The following is a 20,509-nucleotide window of genomic DNA, read 5'->3' as shown; positions in this document are numbered from 1 at the left end:
CCGTGCGAACTCGCTCATTCACGGAGCGAGTTCGCACGGAACTAGCGGGCTCGGCGCCACGGGGCGGTAAAACTGTCGAGTTCGTGGGTTTCGGGTGAGTTCGTGGACAAAATCCACGAACTCACCCGAAACCCACGAACTCGACGTTCAATCGGCGAACGTTTCACTCATGAACGTGGCGCAACCGGAACTGGAAATCGTCCGCCGCTTCCGTCTGAGCGATATTAGTGGACAGTCCGTAAGCAATTAATTATCGTCGGGAAATGAAGACCATTGGAGATCCTCAGCCCAGTTCCCGTCGCGCACTTCTCACCTCCGGCGGGTTGGTGACAGCCCTGGCCGGCGTCACGTCGCTGGCTTCGGCGTCCCCAGCAATTGCCGATAGCCCATCCCCGTCTTTAGTTTTCAACGTGTTCGACTACTACGGCACTCCCACGGGGAACGCGGCTCAGAATGACACCAACGCATGGAAAGCTTGTCTGACCGCAGCGAAAAACGCTGTCGGATACGGCAGCTTTGGTACGACCGCGAAGACGTATCCGATCGTCACGGCTCCTGGAGGTTCCTTCCTGATCAATGACACTCTCGAGTGGGATGTCCGCGTTTCGATTGAGGGGCACTGCGAGATCAAAAGCGAGATAACGGAACCCGGAAAGCCGCTATGGAAAGCTGTGTGTGTCGATCAAAGTGATCCGATGTATCTGGCACGGCATCGCGCAACAGCCTTCTCACACGTCGTCAACCGCGGTAATGGAGACGGATCGCTGGGAATCCTGATCACATATCCCGACGGGGAAGGTGTGAGCGAGGGCTTGAAGACCAGCCAGTTGACGTTCCGCAACACCGCCTGGATTCAATTCGGTTGCGCAATAGAGCTGGGCGATCGCTCCTACATGATCGGGTTCCACTCTTCTTCCATTCAACGCAACCAACTCGGCCTCAGGAGCCTCACCGGCACGAAAGACACCGGAGAACGCATCGTCTTCGAAGACTGCGATATCACGGGCAACGTGGAGGCATTCGTTATCGGCAAGGAAGTCGGCGTACACTTCATCGCCTGTTCTTTTGACCAATACGGCACTGAGGCGCAAATGCCGTATACCCCGTCTGTCGGCACCTCGGCAGTAGATCCCATGATTGGCATCGTCGACGGCGGGTTCGCCGTCCTTCATGCCTGCCACCTCGAAGGCTATGTGCCACGATCAAGCCCCGCAGGCCAAACCGATGCCCGATCCAGACCGTGGTTCGAGCTGACAGGCGCTTTCGCCAATTTGTCGATCGTCGACTCGAACTTCCGGCTGAAGAAACGTCCTGACGTCATAGGAGTCGGCCGTGAGGTGGATGGCCCCCCGTTCATCAAATTCCACGATGATCCCGCCAAAGTTCAACGTGCGAAGATCTCCGGAGGATTCTTCGCCAGCAGTGACGAGACTCTCGGATATCTCGGGGCGGGAGGTGGGATCTTGACTGTGCAGGATACGTCGATGGATGCCAGTTCTCGGTTCTGGCCACATGCTCAGCGAGGAAAGGGCCTAGTCCATGACCCCGCTCCGACAGGGAACCTGATTCTGGACGACTGGAATTTCACTAGCTCGAATGCCTCAATCTCCGTCGTGGGTGACGGGGAGTCAAAGGCCTATGAGCTGATGCAGACAGTCAAGGAATCATCCCTTGCGCAGCTGTTCCTCCCCATTCGGCAGAACGCACGATTCAGGATCAGCTTCGAATGGCAGGCCGTTCAAGCAGGAACGGTGCAGGCCCGCATCCACTACGGCACATCGAAGAAGGTCATCGACCCTACCAAGTACGCGGACACTGCACTCACCTACACGAACGGTCTTTGGCAGTACGCGTCGTTCCCACAACTCATGCGCCAACCCGCGCCACCCTGGGCAGCCTACGCTGTCCTGTCCCTGTCCTTGTCGTCCGTCTCTGCCGGAGGAAGGTTCCGTCTCAGAAACATCGAGGCCTCTCAGCAGTGAATCCCAACCCTGCCGAGTTCGTGGGTTTCGGGTGAGTTCGTGGACAAAATCCACGAACTCACTCGAAACCCACGAACTCGGCATTCAAGCGGCGTTCAAGCGATGTTCAAGCGGCGGAATCGGCGTTCAGCGACCCTTACGGCCCGACGACGGCGGCTTGCCGCGACCGCTGGCGGAACCACGGGCGCCGCCCACTTTGCCCGTTCCCGGCTTCCCGCCACCGGCTTTCCCGCCGGCCCTGCCCTTCTGAGCGCCACCCTTCTGGGATCCATGCGCGCCGGCCACGGCACTCCGGGTCTTGCGCGCCTTGGCCGCACTCTCCTGCTGTTCCCGGTTCACGGACGGCTGGCGGCCGGAATCAGCCTTCCTCCCGCGGACGATTCCCACGAACTCCTGGATCAGCTCGGAATCGGCGTCCTTGCGCCAGGCAAGCACCACCTCGGTGGGCTCCGCGCCGTTCAACCGCCGGGCCACCACTTCCGGATTGTTCATGTGCCGTGCCGCGGGCATGGGCAGCACCAAGAGCCCTGCCCCACTGGCCACGACCTCCAAGGCCGTCTCCAGACCACCCAGCGCCCTGAGGCCTTCGGGACTGTTGTCGAAGAAGGTCTCCCCGGCCAGGTCCTCGGGACTCAGTTCCTCGAACGCGGCGATCTCATGTCCCTTGGCGGCCACCACGGCCTGTTGCTCCTCATAGAGGGAGATCACGAAACGATCATCACGCAGCGCGGCAGCTCCACCGGAGGCGACCCTGACGAACGCCAGCTGAGCCTCACCCGCGTCGAGGGCCGCAAGCGTGGCCGCGACGTCGTCGTCCACCAGCCGGTGTTCCAGCACCACGTCCGGCAGTCGTTCCTCCCAGCGCCTGATCCACTTGCCGGGCGTGACGCCCGCGACGTAGAGGAAGGTGAGTGATTCCATCGAGCGGCGGCCCTCAGTCCTGGTGCAGACGGATGAGGTTGCCGCAGGAGTCATCGACATCGATGAAGGTCCCGGAGGGATCAGCCACCGGTTCGCCCACGACACGCAGGCCGGCGGCCGCCAAGCGCTCAGCCTCGGCCGCGACGTCGTCCACGCCCAGCACGATCGCGGGCAGCCCGGCCTCGTACACGCGGGACCGGTAGTCCTCGGCGATGGGGTTGTCGCTCGGCTCCAGAAGGAGGCCGGGGCCACCGGGAATGGAGGCGTTCTGCACGATGAAGAGGTTCGCCTCGGGAATGGCCATGAGGGAGTCGAAACCGAACTTCTCCGTGTACACCGCATGGGCCTTGGCCGGCTCGGTCACGTGGATACTGCACATCTTCACTCGCATGTCCCCAGCTTAGTGCGCGGGTAAACCCACGGAAGAGGGCGGGCGCGGACGTGTAGCCTCAGTTCCGACACCGCACAGGATCCTTTGGAGGGACATCCATGAACACAGCCTCATCGCCTGAGGTGCACGGCAGCGTCGCCCCCGGCTTCGAGAAGGTCAGGGAGGCCTTCGCCGACGGCTTCCAGGGCCGCCCCGGCATGGGTGCCGCCGTCGCCGTCCATCACCAGGGGCGGCCGGTGGTCGATCTCTGGGCGGGGGTCAAGGACGCCCGCAGCGGCTCGGCGTGGGAGGAGGACACCGCCACGGTGATCTTCTCCGTCACCAAGGGCCTCGCCTCCGTTCTGGTGGCCCGGCTCGTGGACCAGGGACTGATCGACTACGACGCGCCCCTCGCCGAGTACTGGCCGGAGTTCGCCGCGAACGGCAAGGGACGGCTCACGGTGCGCGAGGCCCTGGGGCATCGCGCGGGGCTCTCCGCCGTGCGGGTGCCGCTGAGCAAGGAACAGATGCTGGACTGGGATTTCATGACCTCGCTGCTCGCGGAGCAGGAGCCTCTCTGGGAACCGGGTTCGGCCTACGCGTACCACTCGATCACCCATGGCTGGCTCAGCGGTGAGCTCATCCGGCGAGTGACAGGTCAGACGCCGGGGCGCCATTTCGCCGAGGTCTTCGGCCCTGTCACCTCCGAGGCCTGGCTGGGGCTGCCCGAGGCCGAGACGGGACGGGTGGCTCAGATCGCCCTCTCGGAGGCGTATGAACAGTCTTCGCGGGACCGGCTGAGGCTGCCCAATCAATTCGCCGCGCGTGGTCCGGAGATGGGCGGCGCACTGCCGCCCGAGCTCGTCGGCGAACACACCGGGGCCAATGACCCGCTCTTCCACGCCGCGGAGTTCCCTGCGGCCGGCGGCATCACGACGGCGCGCGGCCTCGCTGCGATCTGGTCGGCCGTGGTCCACGAAGGCGAGGAAGGTCCTCTCCTGCGGGCCGAGACCCTGGTGGACGGCCTCAGAGTCGTCAGCGAGGGTCCGCAGGCTCTGGAGATCCCCGGCCCCTGGGTCGACCGTTTCACTGCGGGCTTCCAGCGCCCCGGCGAGGGGCAGGATCTCCTCAGCCCGGAGGGTTTCGGGCACTACGGCGCCGGCGGCCAGCTCGGCTTCGCGGATCCCGCGTACGACGTCGGCTTCGGGTACCTGAGCAACTGGATGGAACCGGACGCGGAACGCGCCTCCGCCGTGGTCGCCGCCGTGCGTGAATCGATCACCGCTCGCTGAGTCGCCACCGTCCACCCACGGACCGTGACCCTTAAACGACCGCACCGCACCGGGGGTCAGCTCCGGTGCGGTGCGGTCGGCCTGTTGCGAGGCGGATCCCGGCCCTCAAGGGTTGGAAGGGCCGGGACGTCTATCTGATGTCTCAGGCCTGAGCGGCGGCGATGATGCGATCGGCGGTCTTCTGGCCCATGCGGACCGCGCCGTCGACGTGCTGGTAGCCCTCGGCCGCCAGATCGGAGGAGGACCAGTAGATCGGGCCGACGGCGGCGTGCTGATCCTTGCCGTAGCGGTGCAGACCGCCCAGATCGTAGCTCGCGGCGTAGGCGCCACGGGTCCATTCCTCGGAGCCCCAGTCGGAGAGGTAGAAGACGGAGGGGTTCTTGGCTTCCTCACCCAGGTATGCCGCGATGGCGTCCAGGATGGTGGCCTTGCGCTCTTCTTCGCTCAGCTCGAACATGGCGTCGGCCTTCTCGTCGGAGACGAAGCCCACCAGGGTGCCGCGGCTGTCGCCGTGGTTGGTGTTGTCGTAGACCTCCTGAACGATGGAGTCGGCGCCGAAGCAGGTGCCGGACAGGCCCTTGTCCCGCCAGAACGGGGTCTCGTAGACGGCGTGGACCTTGATGACCAGGCCCAGCGACTGGTGCTGGTGCATCTGGTGCTGGCGGCGGGGCAGCGGCGGGTTGAAGGACACACGGCTGTAGAGGTTCGGCGGCACGGCCATGATGACGAAGCGGGCGTTGACGGTGGCGCGGTCCGATTCGGCCACCACCTTGTAACCGCCCTGGCCGTCCTCGGTGTAGTTGATGGTGCGGACCGGGGAGTCGAGGATGACGTCTTCGCCGAGTTCGGCCGCCTGCAGGAGAGAGACCTGCTGCATGCCGCCGATGACGCGCTTGTCGAGGATGAAGTCCTCGTCGGTCAGGTTGGTGAAGGAACCTGCGGACGCCGCCATCAGGATGGCCTGCAGTGCGGAGAAGGCGTGTGCCGGCTTGGTCAGCATGCCACCGGCGATGAACAGGCCGATGTTGTTGCAGGCCTCTTCATCACTGGAGTTCTGGCGCAGCCAGTGGTGGAAGGAGATGGTGTCCAGTTCGCGGGACTTGGCGTGGGCCCAGGGCTCTTCGGCGCCGATCTCGGCGGCCAGCTCGTCCATGATGGCCGTCAGGCGGTCCATTTCGGCGGCGGTCTCGGGGTTCACCGGGAAGGATGCGCCGGTGTAGCGGCTGAGCTTGCCGTCGGCGCCCAGGTAGATGGACTCGCCGTCGCGATAGCGGGAGTACATCTCCAGTCCGAGTTCCTTGAGCAGGTCCATGAGGACGGTCTGGTCCGGCGAGACCCACTGGCCGCCGATCTCCAGCATGGCGCCGTCGATGGTGTCGGTCCAGGTACGGCCGCCGACGCGGTCACGCGCCTCCAGTACGGCCACGCTGAGGCCGGCCTTCTTCAGACGGCGGGCTGCGGTCAGGCCAGAGGGGCCGGCGCCCACGATCACGACGTCGCGATCAATGTTGAGCATTTTTCCTCCATGTACGGGGTGACTGTCGGTGCCGTGACCATGGTCACTAAATGAACACCATTCATTTATAAATGACTATAACGCATCGAACGCACCGCGCGAAAGGGCAAAAATGAAGAACATTCACTCGAGCACGTCATATTGGCCCGGACGGCCCGGAATTCCGCAGTTCTACCGCCTGTCGGAACCGCACCTCGCATCCCGTGCGGGCTAGGCTGGTTCACACCCCGGACGCCAAGACCAAGGACCCTCATGACCACTTCGAGCACCGCCGGCGAAACTCCCCGCCGCCGCGTGGGCCGCCCCATCAAGGCGGTCCTGACGCACGAGTCGATCGTCAAAGCGGCCCTGGAACTCGTCTCCGGCAAGGGGTACGACGGTCTCACCATGTCCGCCATGGCCAAGAAGCTCGGAGTCTCTCCGTCCGCACTGTACAACCACGTCACCAACAAGCATGAAGTGCTGATCCTCATCGAGGACCACCTCGCCGCTCAGGTCGATGTCAGCGCGTTCGACACCAAGCCCTGGAAGGAAGCGGTCAGCGACTGGGCCTGGAGCTATCGGCAGGTGTTCGCGCAGCACACGCCCTTGATCCCCATCGTCGCCGTGCTCCCGGTGACGGATGCCCCGCGCACCCTGGCCATGTATGAGGCGGTGAGTGCCGGGTTCCGGCGCGCAGGCTTCCCCCAGGAGCGGATCGTCCCCGCGATCGTGGCGCTGGAATCGTTCATCTTCGGCTCGGCCTACGACGCGACGGCACCCGCCGATATCTTCAACACAGGTGCCTCGGCGCCGAGCACGCCGAATTTCACCTCGGCCGTCAGCAGCTTCGAAGCGACTGAGGGCGGCAGCAATCCCGACCGCGCCTTCGGCATGGGCCTGGATGCCCTGATCGGCGGTTTCGGCGTCTTCCTTCCGCTCAGCCCAGAGGCGGAAGCAGCAGCCCACCCGGCACGGTGATGGCCGGCAACGGCGCCGGCAGCAGATGTGGCAGCGTCGGAAGGTTCCTGGGTCTGAGCGGGAGCTGAGGCACTTTCGGCTTCGCCTGCGCAGGAACGGACGGCTTGCTTGAGCTCACCTTGGGCACCACCGGTTTCACGGTGCGCGGCACGGGTGCCGGGCTCGGGACGAACGACGGCGAGGGCGCCGGGCTGCTCGTCGGAGAGGACGGGCTCGGCTGAACGGGCTCAGGAGTGCTGACGTGGGTCTCCGTGGGTACGGGCGGCTGTTCCACGGGCTGACCCGTGATGATCCGCACGATCCGCGGAATGCCGCCGTCCTGGGATGCGGCAGCGACCCCGGCTGTGGCTGCCGTCGCAGCGACGGCAGCCACAGCGGCCAGCACCACGGCACGACGCCGGCGACCCGGCCTGGTGCGGCGCGCGGCGTCGAGGTCGACGACCGTCGCCCCGGCAGAACCGCCGAGCAGGGCCGCCAGTTCAGGACTGGGCTCCACGGGGGCCGCGGACGACAGCTCCCGGAGACCGTTCAATGCCGGTCGCAGCGCCTCGGCGTCGCCGGCATCGAGATCCTGGAGGAGTTCATCGACGACATCGTGCTCGTCCGGGCGGAAGGCGGGGGTCATGTTCTGCTCCTCGGGGAGGGCACGTGGCTTCTGAGTTCATTGAGGGCCCGGCGCTGGAGCTGCTTCACGGCTCCCGTGCTCCGGCCCATGATGCCGGCGGTCTGTTCGAGCGAAAGGTCTGCGACGACCCGCAGAAGGAGGACCTCCTGGTGATCCTCGCTGAGATCACGGAGCAGTGCCGTGGCACCCTGCCCGGACAGCACGGTGTCTTCAGGGGTTCCGGGACTCCTGCGCAGATCGAGTTCCTGCTCGTGCGGAACCAGCCTCGGAGTCCTCGCGCGATGCCGGTGATGGTCCACCACCCTCCCGTGGGCGATGGTGAAGGCCAGTGCCTTCGCACCCGGCAGCCCTCCGCGGAATCCCTGGGCTGAACCCGGGCCGGCGCCGGGCCGGGCGGCCCCTGAGGTCATCCGGGAGTCCGGGACCATCCGGGAATACAGGGCGAGGAAGACGTCGTGGGTCACCGCATCGGGATCGTCCACTCCGCGGGCAGCAAGATATCCCCGGACGGGGCCGGAGTATTCGCGATACGCGTTCGTGAAGAGAGCTTCCGGGTTCATGTCCTCGGCGGCACCGGGAACGACCCCATGGTCCTCTGACGTCTGCAAGCAGTGGATCCTGTTCGTCGGCGACGGCATCGGCTGAAGGGCCGGCGATGCGTCCTGGCAGTGCCACCGGGGTCCGGGGGAACCCCGGTGGCATGTGGGCAGACAGGCTACCCGAAGTTACAGCTGGCCCGCGAGCTGGGAAATCTCGGGGACCTTCAGCTGCGAGGGCACGGACGGCAGCTTGGGGAGGTCTGCCGTGCCCGGGAGTGCAGGAAGCGCCGGGAGCTTCGGAGCCGAAGGCACCGTCACCTTGACGCTGGTGTCACCATTGGCGGAGCCGCTGACGGAGACCTGCTGACCGGCGAGGCCGGCGCAGAAGGAATCGACATTGGCAGCGCCGTGCGCCGCCGTCACAAGGGTCTGAAGACCGGCCGAGGAGACATCAAGGGTCTTCTGGGCATCGGCCTGGCAAAGAGCCAGGAGATCGGCCACCCGGTTCCGGGAAGGACCTTGCCGCTCAGCTGATCGGCCTTCGCGGGAAGCGAAGCGGCCTTCTCCTGCGCCTTGGCGACGGCGTCCTTCACGGCATCCTTGGCGACACCGGTCTTCTCGGTGACGGTCTTCTTCGCAGTGGCGACCGCGTCCGTGGCGGTGCTCTTGGCATCCTTCACGATCGGGGCCGGTGCGCCGATGGCCTGATGGGCCACATCCTGCACCGGGGTGGGGAGAGACCCGGCGTAGGCGGCGGTACCGACACCACCGAGGGTGATGACGCCGAGAGCGGCTGCGCTGACCGTCACCTTGCTGGTGGCGAGAGCGGTGAACAGTGACATTGATGTACTCCTTGGGGGGATGAGACATGCACCAGGCCGCCGTAGCAGCCTGTACCCCCTCAACCGACGCCGGAGTCCCCGGGGTTACGCGGCGGAGCAAAAAAGTTTTCCGGCCGTGCCTCAGGCGGCCACCGAGGCCTCCAGATGGAAGAGCGCGGAGAAGCGTTCCACGAGCAGTGGATCGCCGTCCAAGACCTGCAGAACGCCGTCGCGCAGCGCCTGTTCCGGGCCGATCGTTCCGGCGATCAGCGCCCGCAGCCCGGGCCCGGCGGCGAACTCCACGTTCTCCGCGTCCCCTGCGGGAAGAACCGTGCTCAAGGGGCCCCTTCCAGGGGCGACGACGTCGAGCGTCCCCCGCGCGCTGCGCACCACCAAGGTGATGTCCCCCAGATGAACCGTGAAAGCAGTGGCGGGGAGCCTCCGCGAGGCGTCGGCGTCGAAAGCGGTCCGCAGGGCCATGGTCAGCGAGTCGGCCGTGATCTCCTCGCCGTCCCTCGGTTCGCCCATGGCCTTGAACCCCCAGCGGCCCATCGCCAGGATGACGTCCTCCAGTTCCCGTCCGTAGGGCGTCAGTTCATAGACCAGGCCGCACCGCGCCAGCGGGACCCTCCGAACGACTCCCGCGCCCTGCAGTTCCTTGAGCCGGTCACTGAGGATGTTGGTCGGGATACGGCTGAGGCCGTTCTTGAGGTCGGAGTAGCGGCGCGGGCCCACCAGCAGATCCCGCACGATGAGCAGCGCCCATCGTTCGCCGACGAGCTCAAGGGCCCGCACCACGCCGCAGTACTGGCCGTAGTTCCGCGCGGCCATGCGTTCCTCCTTATGACATGTGTGTCGTCGTCACTCCGCGGACTGGTCCGCCATGAACTCCCCGGGGCCCTGCTCGGCAGCCTGCGGCTCCATGTAGACGAACTCCAGGATGTTGCCATCCGGGTCCTCCACCGAGCGCGAGTACATGAAGCCGAGGTCCTGGGGATCCCGGTGTTCCTTGCCGCCGTTGGCAAGACCGGCATCCAGAGTGCCATCGACGTGTTCACGGGAATCACGGCTGAGGGCGGTGAGCGCCTGGACCTGGGTGGCGGGGTCCACAAGTTCCCTGCTGGTGAAGGTGCTGAAGAATTCACGGCGCAGGACCATGAAGAAGACGTTCTCATCGACCACCACGCACGCGGCGTTCTCATCGGTGAAGAGCGGGTTGATGCTGAATCCGAGAGAGGTGTAGAAGGTCTTGGCCCGTTCCAGGTCGCTGGTGGGCAGGTTCACGAAAATCATGGTGCTCATGTCTGGATCTCCGATGCGGTGCTGAACTTGCTTTTTGCAAGTAGCTCAATCGTGACCCCGCCACCACCCCGTGTCAACGGGTCATCCGGGGCCGGAAAACAAAAAACTCCCGGTTCCTGAGAACCGGGAGTTTTCCCTTTGTGCGCGAGGGGGGATTTGAACCCCCACGCCCTTTCGGACACTGGCACCTGAAGCCAGCGCGTCTGCCGTTCCGCCACTCGCGCGCACTTCACTTTCACCTGATCGGCGAAAGCAACGGGAACAATCATAACCATGTTCCGGGCCGAATGCGAAATCGGCAGCAGAGCCCGGGATCAGCCCCACTTCGCGAGCTCGCTAGGTGATTGCGAACCCGCTCCATATAAACGCGAGTTCGCATAGAACAAGCGAGTTCGGCAGTCCCGGGGCCCATACACGACCACCGCGACACGGATAGGCGCGCCGGACCCGCCGGACCCTCAGTCCACGTAGCGCGCGGCCGGTCCTGGAACCCCGGCCTGAAAGCCCGCCCGGATCGCCGCTGTGGCACTGTTCCACGCAGGTTCCCAGCCGTCCACCCGGGGTAGGAGACCAGGTGGGAAGTTGCTGAGAGTTGTCACCGACAAGGCCATTCACGACGCTCCGGGGTAGGGCCAGAAGGAGGCAGGCCAGTAGTATCGGATTCAATGGGCGGTGCAATGCCGCCTGCCTGACAGGGGTTCCGCCCCTCGACCGAGCCCGGAAAGGAGAACGCCATGGGATTGCTGGATCGCGTTGAACGCGGATTGGAGAAGGCTGTCCGCAGCGTGTTCTCCGGCGGGGCGAAAGCCCAGCTTCAGCCGGTGGAGATCGCCAGCAGACTGCGCCGCGAGATCGACAACAAGGTCCTGACCGTGTCGACGAGCCGCAGCATCGCCCCCAACAGTTTCGACGTGCTGCTCGGCGAGGCCGACTACGCCCGCGCCGAGGAATGGGGCACCGCGCTTGCCGAGGAGCTGTGCGACGTCGTCATTCAGCATGCCAAGAGCCAGGGCTATACGCTGCCCGGTCCGGTCCGGGTCGCCTTCGTCCGGGAAAGTGAGATCAAACCCGGCGAGGTGCAGATCCAGTCCCGGGCAGACCGTTCCCAGGGCACCGCCTCCGGCGGCGCCCCCCGGCCGCCGGCACCGGCACGCTCCGCCCCGCCCCGGGTCCAGCCCGTGCTCGACTACAACGAGCAGCGCTACTCGCTGAACGCCCCCAGCATCATCCTGGGACGCGCCTCCGACGCCGACATTCCCGTGGACGACACCGGAGTGTCCCGCCGTCACCTGGAGATCCGGACTCAGGGCAACGCCAGCTGGGCCGTGGACCTCGGATCCACCAACGGCACCTACATCAACGGCCAGAAGCTGGACGGCAGCATCGAGCTGACCGACGGCTCGGTCATCACCATGGGACGGGCGCGACTGACCTTCCGCCTCATCCCGGCAACCCCGGGGAGGGACGCATGAGCGATCTGAGCGACCTGACCGTCACAGCCCTCCGGCTGGGCTTCCTGCTGCTGATCTGGATTCTGATCTTCAGCATCGTCACGGCGATGCGGCGCGACCTCATGATCGGCGGGACCGCCAAGACCGGCACCCCGTCCGCCCGTCAATTGCGCAAACACCCCGAATTGGCCCAGGTCCAGGCGCCGGCGCCCCGGCAGCACGCACGGCGGCTCGTCGTCACGGAGGGGCCGTTGTCCGGCACCGAAGTCGAGCTCGCCGCGAGCCCGATCCTGCTGGGACGCGCCCAGGAAGCCACTCTGGTGCTGGAGGACGACTACGCGTCGGGTCGCCACGCGCGGCTCTTCCCGCAGGGCAGCCGTTGGTTCATCGAGGACCTCGGCTCCACCAACGGAACCTATCTCGGGGACCAGCAGCTCACCCGGGCTCTCCCCGTTGACCTCGGCGTCCCGATCCGGATCGGCAAGACGGTCATCGAATTGAGGCCGTGACCTTGTCAGCCGAGGAGAACACCCCGGAGCAGGGCTCCGCTCAGCCCACCCCGCCGCTGGTCATGCGCTATGCCGCACGGTCCGACGTCGGGCTCGTGCGCGCCAAGAACGACGACTCCGCCTACGTGGGCCGGCATCTCGCCGTCGTCGCGGACGGCATGGGTGGCCACGCGGGAGGCAACGTCGCATCCGCCTCCACCGTGCTCGATCTGATTCACCTCGATCACGACGAGTACGATGGTGATGCGGGCACCGTGCTGGCCGACGAGATCCAGACGGCCAACTCGATTCTGTCCCAATTGGTCCACGTGGATCCGCTGCTCGCAGGCATGGGCACCACGGTCACGGCGCTCCTGCTGTCCGAGGGGGAACTTCACTTCGCCCATATCGGCGATTCCCGCGCCTACCGCCTCCGTGACGACCGCTTCGAACAGATCAGCGTGGACCACACCTTCGTTCAGCGGCTCGTCGACGAAGGCCGTCTCAGCCCGGACGAGGCCGAGACGCACCCCCACAAGAACGTGCTGATGCGCGTGCTCGGGGACGTCGACGCCAGCCCGGAACTGGATCTGAGCGCCATCGACATCCGTGAAGGCGACCGTTGGCTGCTGTGCTCGGACGGCTTGAACTACGTCCCCGCCCACATGGTCGAGGCGGTCATCCGCGGAACCGCCTCGGTGTCGCGGGCAGCAGATCAGCTCATCGAACTCACTCTGGCCGCCGGATCACCGGACAACGTCACGGTCGTGGTGCTGGATCTCGTCCCGGACGAGGAAGACGGCCGGACCTCCGCCGGAGCCGGCGCCCCGGCTGCCGTGGACGCCGCGGCTCCTGGGCGAGGATCCAGCGCCGAGGTTGAGACGGACTCCTCTGCGAGCAGCGACGACGCCGAGCTGCCCGCCCCCAACACCGTGCTGCTCTCGGCCGGCGAGGACACTCGCACCGATCCGAACCTCGGCGCCCATCTGACCGCGGAAGTACTCCGCCTCGAACTCGAGGCACGGCCCCACGAGCTGGTCGGCGCGGCAGCGCTGGCCCTGGAGACGGGCAAGATCCCGAACATCGCGGGCCGCGCCGTCGCACGCCGGGCCGCCGCTCTGCTGACGCACCGCGTCGACGTGGAAAACGACGACGCCGTGGAGGAGCCCGCACCTCCCGCCAAGCCCCGTCGGCACTGGTTCCGCTGGTTCGTCGCGGCCTTCGCCGTGGTGGTCCTCGCCGTCGGCCTCTGGTTCGGCTACGCCTGGACTCAGACCAGGTACTACGTGGGCGAACTCGACGGCCGCGTGGCGATCTTCAACGGCGTATCCCAGGAACTCGGCCCGATCAAGCTCTCCAAGCTGCACTCGGTCACGAGTGTCGACGTCGGCAGCCTCCCTGAGTTCTCGCAGCAGCGGGTGAAGCAGACCATCCCGGCCAGGGACCTCCCCGATGCGGAGCAGATCGTCCAGAACCTGCCCCTGGACCAGGGACCGAGCAGCATTCCCTGCCCCAGCCCCAGCGTCTCCCCGACCTCGAAGCCCAGTGCCAGCCCGAAACCGAGCCCGAGCTCCAGCGCCTCGCCGTCGGCCAGGACCAGCGGGAGCCCCAGCCCGACCCCCACCATCACCTGCGGAGGTGCCGGATGAGCGCAGCCCTTGCCGCTCCGGCCGTGGTCAAGCCCCGCCGGAACATCGAACTCGTATTGCTGGTGCTGGCCCTGATGATCAGCATCGGTGCCAGCCTCCTCGCCGGCATCAACAATCCTCAGACCATCAACGGTGACTTCTGGTTCCAGTCGAGCCTTCTCGCCGTTGCATCCCTGGCCATTCATATAACCTTGCGCATCAAGGCGCCATATGCCGATCCGTTCATACTTCCGGTGGTAGTGGCTCTCAACGGACTCGGCCTGGCGATGATCCATCGCCTTGACGGCCCGAAGAGCGATGTCGGAAACACTCAGTTGCGGTGGACCTTGATCGCCGTGGCATGCACGATCGCGCTCATCTGGTTCCTCAAGGACCACCGGATCCTGCGTCGTTTCACCTATATCTCGCTGGCAGCCAGTGCCGTGCTCCTCATCATGCCCATGATCCCCGGCCTTACGGCCGGCGACATCAACGGCGCTCAGCTGTGGATCAAGATCGGCCCCTTCACCTTCCAGCCCGGCGAGATCGCCAAGCTGACCCTGGCCATATTCTTCGCCGGGTATCTTTCGGTGAACCGTGACCTGATTCTGCTGGCCGGCCGCAAGGTCGGACCCCTGCAGTTCCCGCGCTTCCGCGACCTCGGCCCGATGCTCGCCGCCTGGGCCGTGAGCATCGGCATCCTGGTCCTCCAGCGGGACATGGGCACCTCCTTCATGTTCTTCAGCCTCTTCATGGTCATGATCTACGTGGCCACGGGCCGGGTCAGCTGGGTCCTGATCGGCGTCGTACTCATCGCCGTCGCCGGCATCGTCGCCTCCCAGCTGTTCTCCCACGTGAAATACCGCATGGAGAGCTGGTCCAACGCCTTCGATCCCGAGGTCTACGGCCGCGAATTCGGCGGCAGCGGACAGATCGTGCAAGGCCTTTTCGGCATGGCCGACGGCGGCATCTTCGGCACTGGCCTCGGTCAAGGGCTTCCGCAGCTGGTTCCCTACGCGAACAGCGACATGATCATCGCCTCCTTCGGCGAGGAGCTCGGCCTGATCGGTCTCGCCGCGATGATCCTCCTGTACCTCATCCTCATCACCCGTGGTTTCCGTGCGGCCCTCGGGGCCCGGGACTCCTTCGGGAAGCTGCTCGGGGTGGGCCTCTCCTTCGTCATGGCCGTGCAGTGCTTCGTGGTGATCGGCGGCGTGACCCGCCTGATCCCTCTGACGGGTCTGACCACCCCGTTCCTCGCCGCCGGTGGCTCCTCGCTGCTGGCCAACTGGATCGTGGTCGGACTGCTGCTCATGATCTCCAACGCCGCCCGCGGCCCCGTGGACACGAGCCCGCTCCGCGATGGCGAAGGCCCCCTCGATGAAGTCCCCTCCGTATCGGCCACCGCAGATGCCGGAACCGACGTCGAGACGACCCTGACCCAGGAGGTGCGCCCGTGAACCAGTCCATCCGTCATGCCTGGATCGCCACCGTGGTGCTCTTCGCACTGCTCTTCGCCGCCCTCAGCTACATCCAGGTGATCGGCGCCCAGGATCTGAACACCAACGCGCTGAACAGCCGGGCCCTCCTGCGGGACCTCTGCAATGACCGGGGCACCATCCTCGCCGGTGGGCAGCCCATCGCCGAGTCGGTACCCGGCAATGAAAGCTGCAAGTCCAAGCGCAGCTACCCCGGCGGCGCCCTGTACGCCGGCATCACCGGCTACTTCTCCACGAACGGGACGGCAGGTTCGACCGGCCTGGAACGCGAGATGAACGGCGCTCTCACCGGCAACTCGGACCAGCAGTTCCTTGAGCGGGTCCGCCAGCTCTTCCTCGGCAAGCAGCCGCAGGGGGCCAACATCGAGACCACCATCGACCCGAAGATCCAGAAGCTGGCCTACAGCCTGCTCCCGGATGACGTCGAAGGCTACATCGTGGTGCAGAACCCGAAGACCGGTGCGATTCTTGCGATGGCCTCCAAACCGTCCTATGACCCCAACACGGTGGCGACCCTCGACAAGGCCGCCGCGACCGCGGCCAAGGAGAAGCTCGACAACACTCCGGGCATCAACCTGTATCAGAACGTCTCCGGTCCCACCGGTGCCCTCCTCGCTCCCGGTTCGGTGTTCAAGCTGGTCGACACCGCGGCGGCGCTGGAATCCGGGAAGTACAACAAGGACTCGGTTCTGCCCAACCCTGCCGAGATGACCTTCCCCGGTACGAGCTACACCCTGCCGAACTACCGCGGCGGCCAGTGCTATCAGAAGGACAAGGCGAGCTTCGATTTCGCCCTGGCCAACTCGTGCAACACGCCTTTCGCCAGCATCGCCCTGGACCTCGGTGAGAAGAAGATCGCCGACACCGCCAAGGACTTCGGCATCGGCCAGGACTTCGGCGATCAGCTCCACCTGCAGTCCGCGCTGAGCAGCTTCCCCACCGGACTCGACCGTACCCAGCTGGCCCAGTCCGCGATCGGCCAGTACGACGTCAAGGTGACCCCGCTCCAGATCTCCATGATCACCAGCGCCATCGCCAACGGCGGTGTCCAGATGAAGCCTCAGCTGGTCAAGACGCTCCGTGCTCCTGATCTGCGGGTTCTGAACGACTACAAGCCGGAAGCCCTGCGCACGGCCACGAGCGCCGACGTCGCCAAGCAGATCACCACCTGGATGGAGGGTGTGGTGGACAACGGTCTGGCGTCCGCCGCTGCCATCCCGGGCGTGAAGGTGGCCGCCAAGACCGGCACCGCCGAGCTCGGCGGCGACGGGCTCAACAATTCCTGGTTCACCGGCTTCGCACCGGCGGACAACCCCCAGGTGGCGGTGACCATCGCCATCCACGGTGTCGATACCGCCACCGGTGCACAATTGACCAGTCCCAACGCGAAGAAACTCTTTGAGGCGGTGTTGAACAAGTGAGGCCTACTTCGGGAATCACGCTCGGCGGAAGGTACCGCCTGACCACGCGCATTGCCATCGGTGGCATGGGCGAGGTGTGGAGCGCCCAGGACCAGGTCCTGGGGCGGACCGTCGCCATCAAGATCCTGAAAGAGGAGTACACCGGGGATCCCGGTTTCCTTGAGCGCTTCCGCAACGAGGCGCGGCACACCGCCCTGCTCAATCACGAGGGCATCGCCAATGTCTTCGACTACGGCGAGGAGGGCGGTTCCGCCTACCTCGTCATGGAGCTCGTACCCGGTGAACCGCTGTCCACGATCATCGAGCGTGAGCATGTGCTCACGCCCGATCTGACGCTGAACATCATCGGCCAGACCGCCCGGGCCCTCGCCGTCGCTCATGAGAAGGGCCTGGTCCACCGCGATGTGAAGCCGGGCAATCTGCTCATCACGCCGGATCGTCACGTCAAGATCACCGACTTCGGCATCGCCCGCCTGGCCGACCAGGTCCCGCTGACCCAGACCGGCCAGGTCATGGGCACCGCCCAGTACCTGGCACCGGAACAGGCGACCGGACAGACCGCCACGGGTTCAAGCGACATCTACTCCCTGGGCATCATCGGCTACGAGTGCCTCACCGGCCATCGCCCGTTCTCCGGCGAATCCCAGATCGCCATCGCCTTGGCACAGGTCAACGACGCTCCGCCGCCGTTGCCGGACTCCCTTGCCACCCCGGTCCGCGCGTTGCTCATGTCGATGCTCGCCAAGGATCCTGCGAACCGTCCCGCGGACGCGCTGAAGCTCTCGGAGGCCGCGGAGGCGATCCGCCGCGGTGACATCGCTGCGGCGCACCGCGCCGTTCCGGGAATGCTGCTCTTCGAATCCACGACGGGCCCGATCACGGCTCCCGTGGACGTCCAGCAGACGGCTGCCACCACTGTCGCGCCGTCGGTGCGTACGACGCCGGCGACTTCCGCCCTGCCCGTCGTGCCGGCCGATCAGCTCTCCGCCGAGCGCGGCTGGCTGACGCAGGACGAGGAGGAGTACGAGGAACCCACCCCGGAACCCCGCCCCAAGAACCGCAGCCCGTGGCTCTGGCCCGTCCTGGCACTGATCGTGCTCGTGGTCCTGGCACTGCTGGGTTTCTGGCTGAACTCCGTGGGTCTCTTCAGTCCCAAGGAGACGCCGACGAGCCCACCGATGTCGACGTCCAGCTCGCCCAGCCAGACGCCGTCGCAGACCCCCACGCCTACACCCACCACCGTGACGATCAACGCCGCGGACTACGTCGGCCGGCCGGTGACTGAAGTACAGGCCGCGTTGGAGCGCCTCGGCCTGCAGGTCACGGTCCAGGAGGTCTCCTCGGACAAGCCCGCCGGTGAGGTGACCGGCGTCAGCCCCACCGGGGTCGTGGACAAGGGGAGCCTCGTAACGGTGACCGCCTCCAACGGTCCTGCCCCGATCAAGGTACCTAAGATCGTGCCCGGCGCTGACGGCACGGTGACGGACGATCAGGTCCAAGCAGCACTCAGCGGAGCAGGCCTGGTTCCCGTCCCCACTCAAGGGTCTGCGCAGGCTGGCAGCCTGACGTTCATAAGCCCGCTTCCTGACACCGAAGTTCCGGCAGGTTCTAAGGTGACCTACACCATCACCGCCCCCGTGGAACCGACCACACCTCCGGCCACCCAGGAGCCCACTCAGCCGCAGCAGACTCCGACCCCGAGCACCACCAAGTAACCTCCCACGGGGAGGTCACGGATTCGAACGCAAGGAGATTCACCTGGCCACCGGCACCCGCGTCCTCAATGGACGCTACGAACTCGGCGATCTGATCGGTCGCGGCGGCATGGCCGACGTGTACCGGGGTACAGATCTGCGCCTGGGCCGGTCCGTCGCGGTGAAGATCCTGCGCGCGGACCTGGCACGCGATCCTCAGTTCCTCGCCCGGTTCCGCCGCGAGGCACAGTCTGTGGCGTCTCTGAATCACGTCTCGATCGTCTCCGTCTACGACTCGGGCGAGGAGTCCCAGGGTGACGGGGTGGACAGTGTGCGGGCTCCGTACATCGTCATGGAGATCGTGGTGGGACATTCCCTCAAGGAGCTCCTGAAGGACGGGCAGGTCTCAGTGGACCTCGCCATCGACTACACCCTGGGTGTCCTGGCCGCGCTGGAATACAGCCACAAGGCCGGGATCGTGCATCGCGACATCAAGCCGGGCAACGCCATGGTGGTGGCTGACACCGGGAACGTCAAGGTCATGGACTTCGGGATCGCCCGGGCGCTGACGGATTCCTCGGCCACGATGACGCAGACGCAGGCCGTCGTGGGCACGGCCCAGTATCTTTCCCCTGAGCAGGCACTCGGTGAGACGGTCGATGCGCGCAGCGATCTCTATTCCGCAGGCTGTCTGCTGTACGAATTGCTCACCGGACGGCCCCCCTTCCAGGGCGACAGCCCGGTCTCGGTGGCATATCAGCACGTGCAGGGGATCGCCACTCCTCCGAGCAAGGTCAATCCCGACGTCAGCTCGGCTCTCGACTCCGTCGTCATCAAGGCGCTGCGCAAGAACCGGGAGGATCGCTTCCAGGATGCCGCGTCCTTCCGCCGCGCTCTGCGCGCCGCCCGAGGCGGCGTTTCGGTGCACGACAACGAACCCGACGAGACCGCGGCTCAGCCCGCCGTCGTACCCGGTGACAGTGCGAAAGGCTCGCCGGCGGTAGCCCTCACTGCGGATCCCGCCACCACGGTGCTGGCGGGCACCCCGGCAGCCGAATCGACGTCGACGACGGCCTTGCCGGTGCAGGCGTCCGACGACGGCTCCCTGACCCTCACTCACGATCAGCTGCGGGTCCTCCTGCCGGAGATCCGCAATCTTCCGGAGGTCCAGCGGGCCCAGCGGAAACGCAAGCACCGTCGCGGGCTTCTGGTGGCTCTCTGGATCTTCATCATCATGGCGCTCGGAGGCGGCGGCTACGGGCTCTACGCCTGGCTGACCCGGCCTATTCCGCCCGAACTCGTGGCGGTTCCCGCCGTCGCGAAGCTCAGCGAGGTGGATGCGCTGAAGAAGATCTACGACGCCCGCCTGCAACCGGACACGCTCCGGGTGGCCAACGCGACCGTCCCGAAGGGTGAAGCGATCAGCACCGACCCGGCCGAAGGCGAGATGGTCGAGGTCAATCACACCATCAAGCTGATCATCTCCAACGGGCCCTCCTCGGTCCAGATCCCCTCCAGCGTGCAGGGCAAGACCGAGGCTGCGGTCCGCGATCTCCTTCGGCAGCTCAATCTCGTCGGGGCGGAGACCACCACCTTCGCCAATAGCAGCACCGTCGGTGCCGGGCTGGTCATCACGACGAAACCCGCACCGGGACAGACCGTTCCGGTGGGCAGCAAGGTCGAGATCGTGGTCTCCACCGGCAAGGTCGCCGTCCCGGATCTGGTCGGCAAGAACGCTGAGGAGGCGAGCGCCCTGCTCGCCGGGCTCGGGCTGAAGGTCAGCCTCGATCCTCAGGACAGCGACAAGCCGGTGGGCCAGGTGACCGGGCAGAGTGTCGCCGCAGACGGGCTGATCGACCAGGGCGGCACGGTCATCCTGACCATCGCCAGGAAACCCACGCCCACACCGACACCGACTCCGACCACCCCGACCCCGACGTCGAGCGACCAGCCGAGCAAGTCGGCGGATTCCGTCAACTAGGGCCGCACGCGTCGCTGTT

At 65.9% G+C, this 20,509-nt stretch carries 19 protein-coding genes and 1 tRNA gene; 10 read left to right on the top strand and 10 right to left on the bottom strand.

Translation table 11 applies throughout. The annotated features are described in order from the left end of the window. Positions 1–263 precede the first annotated feature (263 nt). Positions 264–1,982, top strand: coding sequence for a hypothetical protein (locus ACIPXZ_RS06995; protein WP_400591654.1), 1,719 nt, complete (start codon positions 264–266; stop codon positions 1,980–1,982). A 126-nt stretch (positions 1,983–2,108) separates the two neighbouring features. Here ACIPXZ_RS06995 and ACIPXZ_RS06990 read toward each other — a convergent pair whose 3' ends face one another. Beyond that, on the bottom strand, positions 2,109–2,903 hold the full coding sequence (locus tag ACIPXZ_RS06990) for a LysR family transcriptional regulator substrate-binding protein (RefSeq protein WP_400591652.1): 795 nt from the start codon (positions 2,901–2,903) through the stop codon (positions 2,109–2,111). A 13-nt stretch (positions 2,904–2,916) separates the two neighbouring features. Beyond that, positions 2,917–3,294, bottom strand: coding sequence for a VOC family protein (locus tag ACIPXZ_RS06985; protein ID WP_400591650.1), 378 nt, complete (start codon positions 3,292–3,294; stop codon positions 2,917–2,919). A 98-nt stretch (positions 3,295–3,392) separates the two neighbouring features. Between ACIPXZ_RS06985 and ACIPXZ_RS06980 the strand changes: the two genes are divergently transcribed. Beyond that, positions 3,393–4,565 carry a serine hydrolase domain-containing protein gene (locus tag ACIPXZ_RS06980; protein ID WP_400591648.1) on the top strand — a complete coding sequence of 391 codons (1,173 nt, stop codon included), beginning with the start codon at positions 3,393–3,395 and terminating at the stop codon, positions 4,563–4,565. A 142-nt stretch (positions 4,566–4,707) separates the two neighbouring features. On the opposite strand, the gene ACIPXZ_RS06975 is transcribed toward ACIPXZ_RS06980, so the two are convergent. Beyond that, complete coding sequence (locus ACIPXZ_RS06975) at positions 4,708–6,081, bottom strand: flavin monoamine oxidase family protein (protein ID WP_400591646.1); 1,374 nt, start codon at positions 6,079–6,081, stop codon at positions 4,708–4,710. Between the two features lie 252 nt (positions 6,082–6,333). Here ACIPXZ_RS06975 and ACIPXZ_RS06970 point away from each other — a divergent pair, with 252 nt between their 5' ends. Further along, positions 6,334–7,041, top strand: coding sequence for a TetR/AcrR family transcriptional regulator (locus ACIPXZ_RS06970; protein ID WP_400591644.1), 708 nt, complete (start codon positions 6,334–6,336; stop codon positions 7,039–7,041). Here ACIPXZ_RS06970 and ACIPXZ_RS06965 read toward each other — a convergent pair. From ACIPXZ_RS06965 to ACIPXZ_RS06935, 7 genes are all read right to left on the bottom strand, one after another. Beyond that, positions 7,001–7,666, bottom strand: coding sequence for a hypothetical protein (locus ACIPXZ_RS06965; protein WP_400591642.1), 666 nt, complete (start codon positions 7,664–7,666; stop codon positions 7,001–7,003). The two genes, ACIPXZ_RS06970 and ACIPXZ_RS06965, sit on opposite strands and share 41 nt — an antisense overlap. Beyond that, positions 7,663–8,226 (bottom strand): RNA polymerase sigma factor, encoded by a 564-nt coding sequence (locus tag ACIPXZ_RS06960; RefSeq protein WP_400591971.1) that lies wholly within the window; start codon positions 8,224–8,226, stop codon positions 7,663–7,665. The genes ACIPXZ_RS06965 and ACIPXZ_RS06960 overlap by 4 nt, the downstream gene beginning before the upstream one ends. A gap of 165 nt (positions 8,227–8,391) precedes the next feature. Then, positions 8,392–8,628 carry a hypothetical protein gene (locus tag ACIPXZ_RS06955; protein WP_400591640.1) on the bottom strand — a complete coding sequence of 79 codons (237 nt, stop codon included), beginning with the start codon at positions 8,626–8,628 and terminating at the stop codon, positions 8,392–8,394. Continuing rightward, complete coding sequence (locus ACIPXZ_RS06950; protein WP_400591639.1) at positions 8,625–9,047, bottom strand: hypothetical protein; 423 nt, start codon at positions 9,045–9,047, stop codon at positions 8,625–8,627. The genes ACIPXZ_RS06955 and ACIPXZ_RS06950 overlap by 4 nt, the downstream gene beginning before the upstream one ends. Before the next feature lie 120 nt (positions 9,048–9,167). Then, complete coding sequence (locus ACIPXZ_RS06945; RefSeq protein ID WP_400591637.1) at positions 9,168–9,857, bottom strand: winged helix-turn-helix transcriptional regulator; 690 nt, start codon at positions 9,855–9,857, stop codon at positions 9,168–9,170. Between the two features lie 30 nt (positions 9,858–9,887). Next, positions 9,888–10,328 (bottom strand): VOC family protein, encoded by a 441-nt coding sequence (locus ACIPXZ_RS06940; protein ID WP_400591635.1) that lies wholly within the window; start codon positions 10,326–10,328, stop codon positions 9,888–9,890. A gap of 141 nt (positions 10,329–10,469) precedes the next feature. Then, a tRNA-Leu gene (locus ACIPXZ_RS06935) sits at positions 10,470–10,552 on the bottom strand. 510 nt (positions 10,553–11,062) lie between these two features. Between ACIPXZ_RS06935 and ACIPXZ_RS06930 the strand changes: the two genes are divergently transcribed. The 7 genes from ACIPXZ_RS06930 to pknB all read left to right on the top strand — a co-directional run bounded on the left by ACIPXZ_RS06930 (position 11,063) and on the right by pknB (position 20,490). Next, a complete protein-coding gene (locus ACIPXZ_RS06930) occupies positions 11,063–11,800 on the top strand; it encodes an FhaA domain-containing protein (RefSeq protein ID WP_400591633.1) in 738 nt (245 codons plus the stop codon). After that, entirely contained in the window at positions 11,797–12,288 is a 492-nt protein-coding gene (locus tag ACIPXZ_RS06925; protein ID WP_400591631.1) for an FHA domain-containing protein, read from the top strand. Before ACIPXZ_RS06930 ends, ACIPXZ_RS06925 begins: the two co-directional genes overlap by 4 nt. A gap of 62 nt (positions 12,289–12,350) precedes the next feature. After that, positions 12,351–13,916, top strand: a complete 1,566-nt coding sequence (locus ACIPXZ_RS06920) for a protein phosphatase 2C domain-containing protein (RefSeq protein WP_400591969.1) — start codon at positions 12,351–12,353, stop codon at positions 13,914–13,916. After that, entirely contained in the window at positions 13,913–15,355 is a 1,443-nt protein-coding gene (locus ACIPXZ_RS06915) for an FtsW/RodA/SpoVE family cell cycle protein (protein ID WP_400591629.1), read from the top strand. Before ACIPXZ_RS06920 ends, ACIPXZ_RS06915 begins: the two co-directional genes overlap by 4 nt. Beyond that, complete coding sequence (locus tag ACIPXZ_RS06910) at positions 15,352–16,815, top strand: peptidoglycan D,D-transpeptidase FtsI family protein (protein ID WP_400591627.1); 1,464 nt, start codon at positions 15,352–15,354, stop codon at positions 16,813–16,815. The genes ACIPXZ_RS06915 and ACIPXZ_RS06910 overlap by 4 nt, the downstream gene beginning before the upstream one ends. Next, the gene (locus ACIPXZ_RS06905) at positions 16,812–18,530 is read left to right on the top strand and encodes a protein kinase (protein ID WP_400591625.1); all 1,719 of its coding nucleotides are present in this window, start codon (positions 16,812–16,814) and stop codon (positions 18,528–18,530) included. Before ACIPXZ_RS06910 ends, ACIPXZ_RS06905 begins: the two co-directional genes overlap by 4 nt. Before the next feature lie 37 nt (positions 18,531–18,567). After that, positions 18,568–20,490, top strand: coding sequence for a Stk1 family PASTA domain-containing Ser/Thr kinase (gene pknB, locus ACIPXZ_RS06900; RefSeq protein WP_400591967.1), 1,923 nt, complete (start codon positions 18,568–18,570; stop codon positions 20,488–20,490). Positions 20,491–20,509 lie beyond the last annotated feature (19 nt).

It is taken from the genome of Arthrobacter sp. NPDC090010 (assembly GCF_044748305.1).
Classification (GTDB): domain Bacteria; phylum Actinomycetota; class Actinomycetes; order Actinomycetales; family Micrococcaceae; genus Arthrobacter_E.
The sequence above is the reverse complement of the archived record's forward strand: the minus strand, read 5'-3'. Positions and strand labels throughout refer to the sequence as shown.

Bases quoted from the DNA above. Each gene is read 5' to 3' on its own strand.
- ACIPXZ_RS06925 (WP_400591631.1), top strand. From the start codon at position 11,797: ATGAGCGATCTGAGCGACCTGACCGTCACAGCCCTCCGGCTGGGCTTC.
- ACIPXZ_RS06980 (WP_400591648.1), top strand. From the start codon at position 3,393: ATGAACACAGCCTCATCGCCTGAGGTGCACGGCAGCGTCGCCCCCGGC.
- ACIPXZ_RS06970 (WP_400591644.1), top strand. From the start codon at position 6,334: ATGACCACTTCGAGCACCGCCGGCGAAACTCCCCGCCGCCGCGTGGGC.
- ACIPXZ_RS06945 (WP_400591637.1), bottom strand. From the start codon at position 9,857: ATGGCCGCGCGGAACTACGGCCAGTACTGCGGCGTGGTGCGGGCCCTT.
- ACIPXZ_RS06940 (WP_400591635.1), bottom strand. From the start codon at position 10,328: ATGAGCACCATGATTTTCGTGAACCTGCCCACCAGCGACCTGGAACGG.
- ACIPXZ_RS06965 (WP_400591642.1), bottom strand. From the start codon at position 7,666: ATGACCCCCGCCTTCCGCCCGGACGAGCACGATGTCGTCGATGAACTC.
- ACIPXZ_RS06985 (WP_400591650.1), bottom strand. From the start codon at position 3,294: ATGCGAGTGAAGATGTGCAGTATCCACGTGACCGAGCCGGCCAAGGCC.
- ACIPXZ_RS06950 (WP_400591639.1), bottom strand. From the start codon at position 9,047: ATGTCACTGTTCACCGCTCTCGCCACCAGCAAGGTGACGGTCAGCGCA.
- ACIPXZ_RS06990 (WP_400591652.1), bottom strand. From the start codon at position 2,903: ATGGAATCACTCACCTTCCTCTACGTCGCGGGCGTCACGCCCGGCAAG.
- ACIPXZ_RS06930 (WP_400591633.1), top strand. From the start codon at position 11,063: ATGGGATTGCTGGATCGCGTTGAACGCGGATTGGAGAAGGCTGTCCGC.
- ACIPXZ_RS06995 (WP_400591654.1), top strand. From the start codon at position 264: ATGAAGACCATTGGAGATCCTCAGCCCAGTTCCCGTCGCGCACTTCTC.
- ACIPXZ_RS06975 (WP_400591646.1), bottom strand. From the start codon at position 6,081: ATGCTCAACATTGATCGCGACGTCGTGATCGTGGGCGCCGGCCCCTCT.
- ACIPXZ_RS06960 (WP_400591971.1), bottom strand. From the start codon at position 8,226: ATGAACCCGGAAGCTCTCTTCACGAACGCGTATCGCGAATACTCCGGC.
- ACIPXZ_RS06920 (WP_400591969.1), top strand. From the start codon at position 12,351: ATGCGCTATGCCGCACGGTCCGACGTCGGGCTCGTGCGCGCCAAGAAC.
- ACIPXZ_RS06915 (WP_400591629.1), top strand. From the start codon at position 13,913: ATGAGCGCAGCCCTTGCCGCTCCGGCCGTGGTCAAGCCCCGCCGGAAC.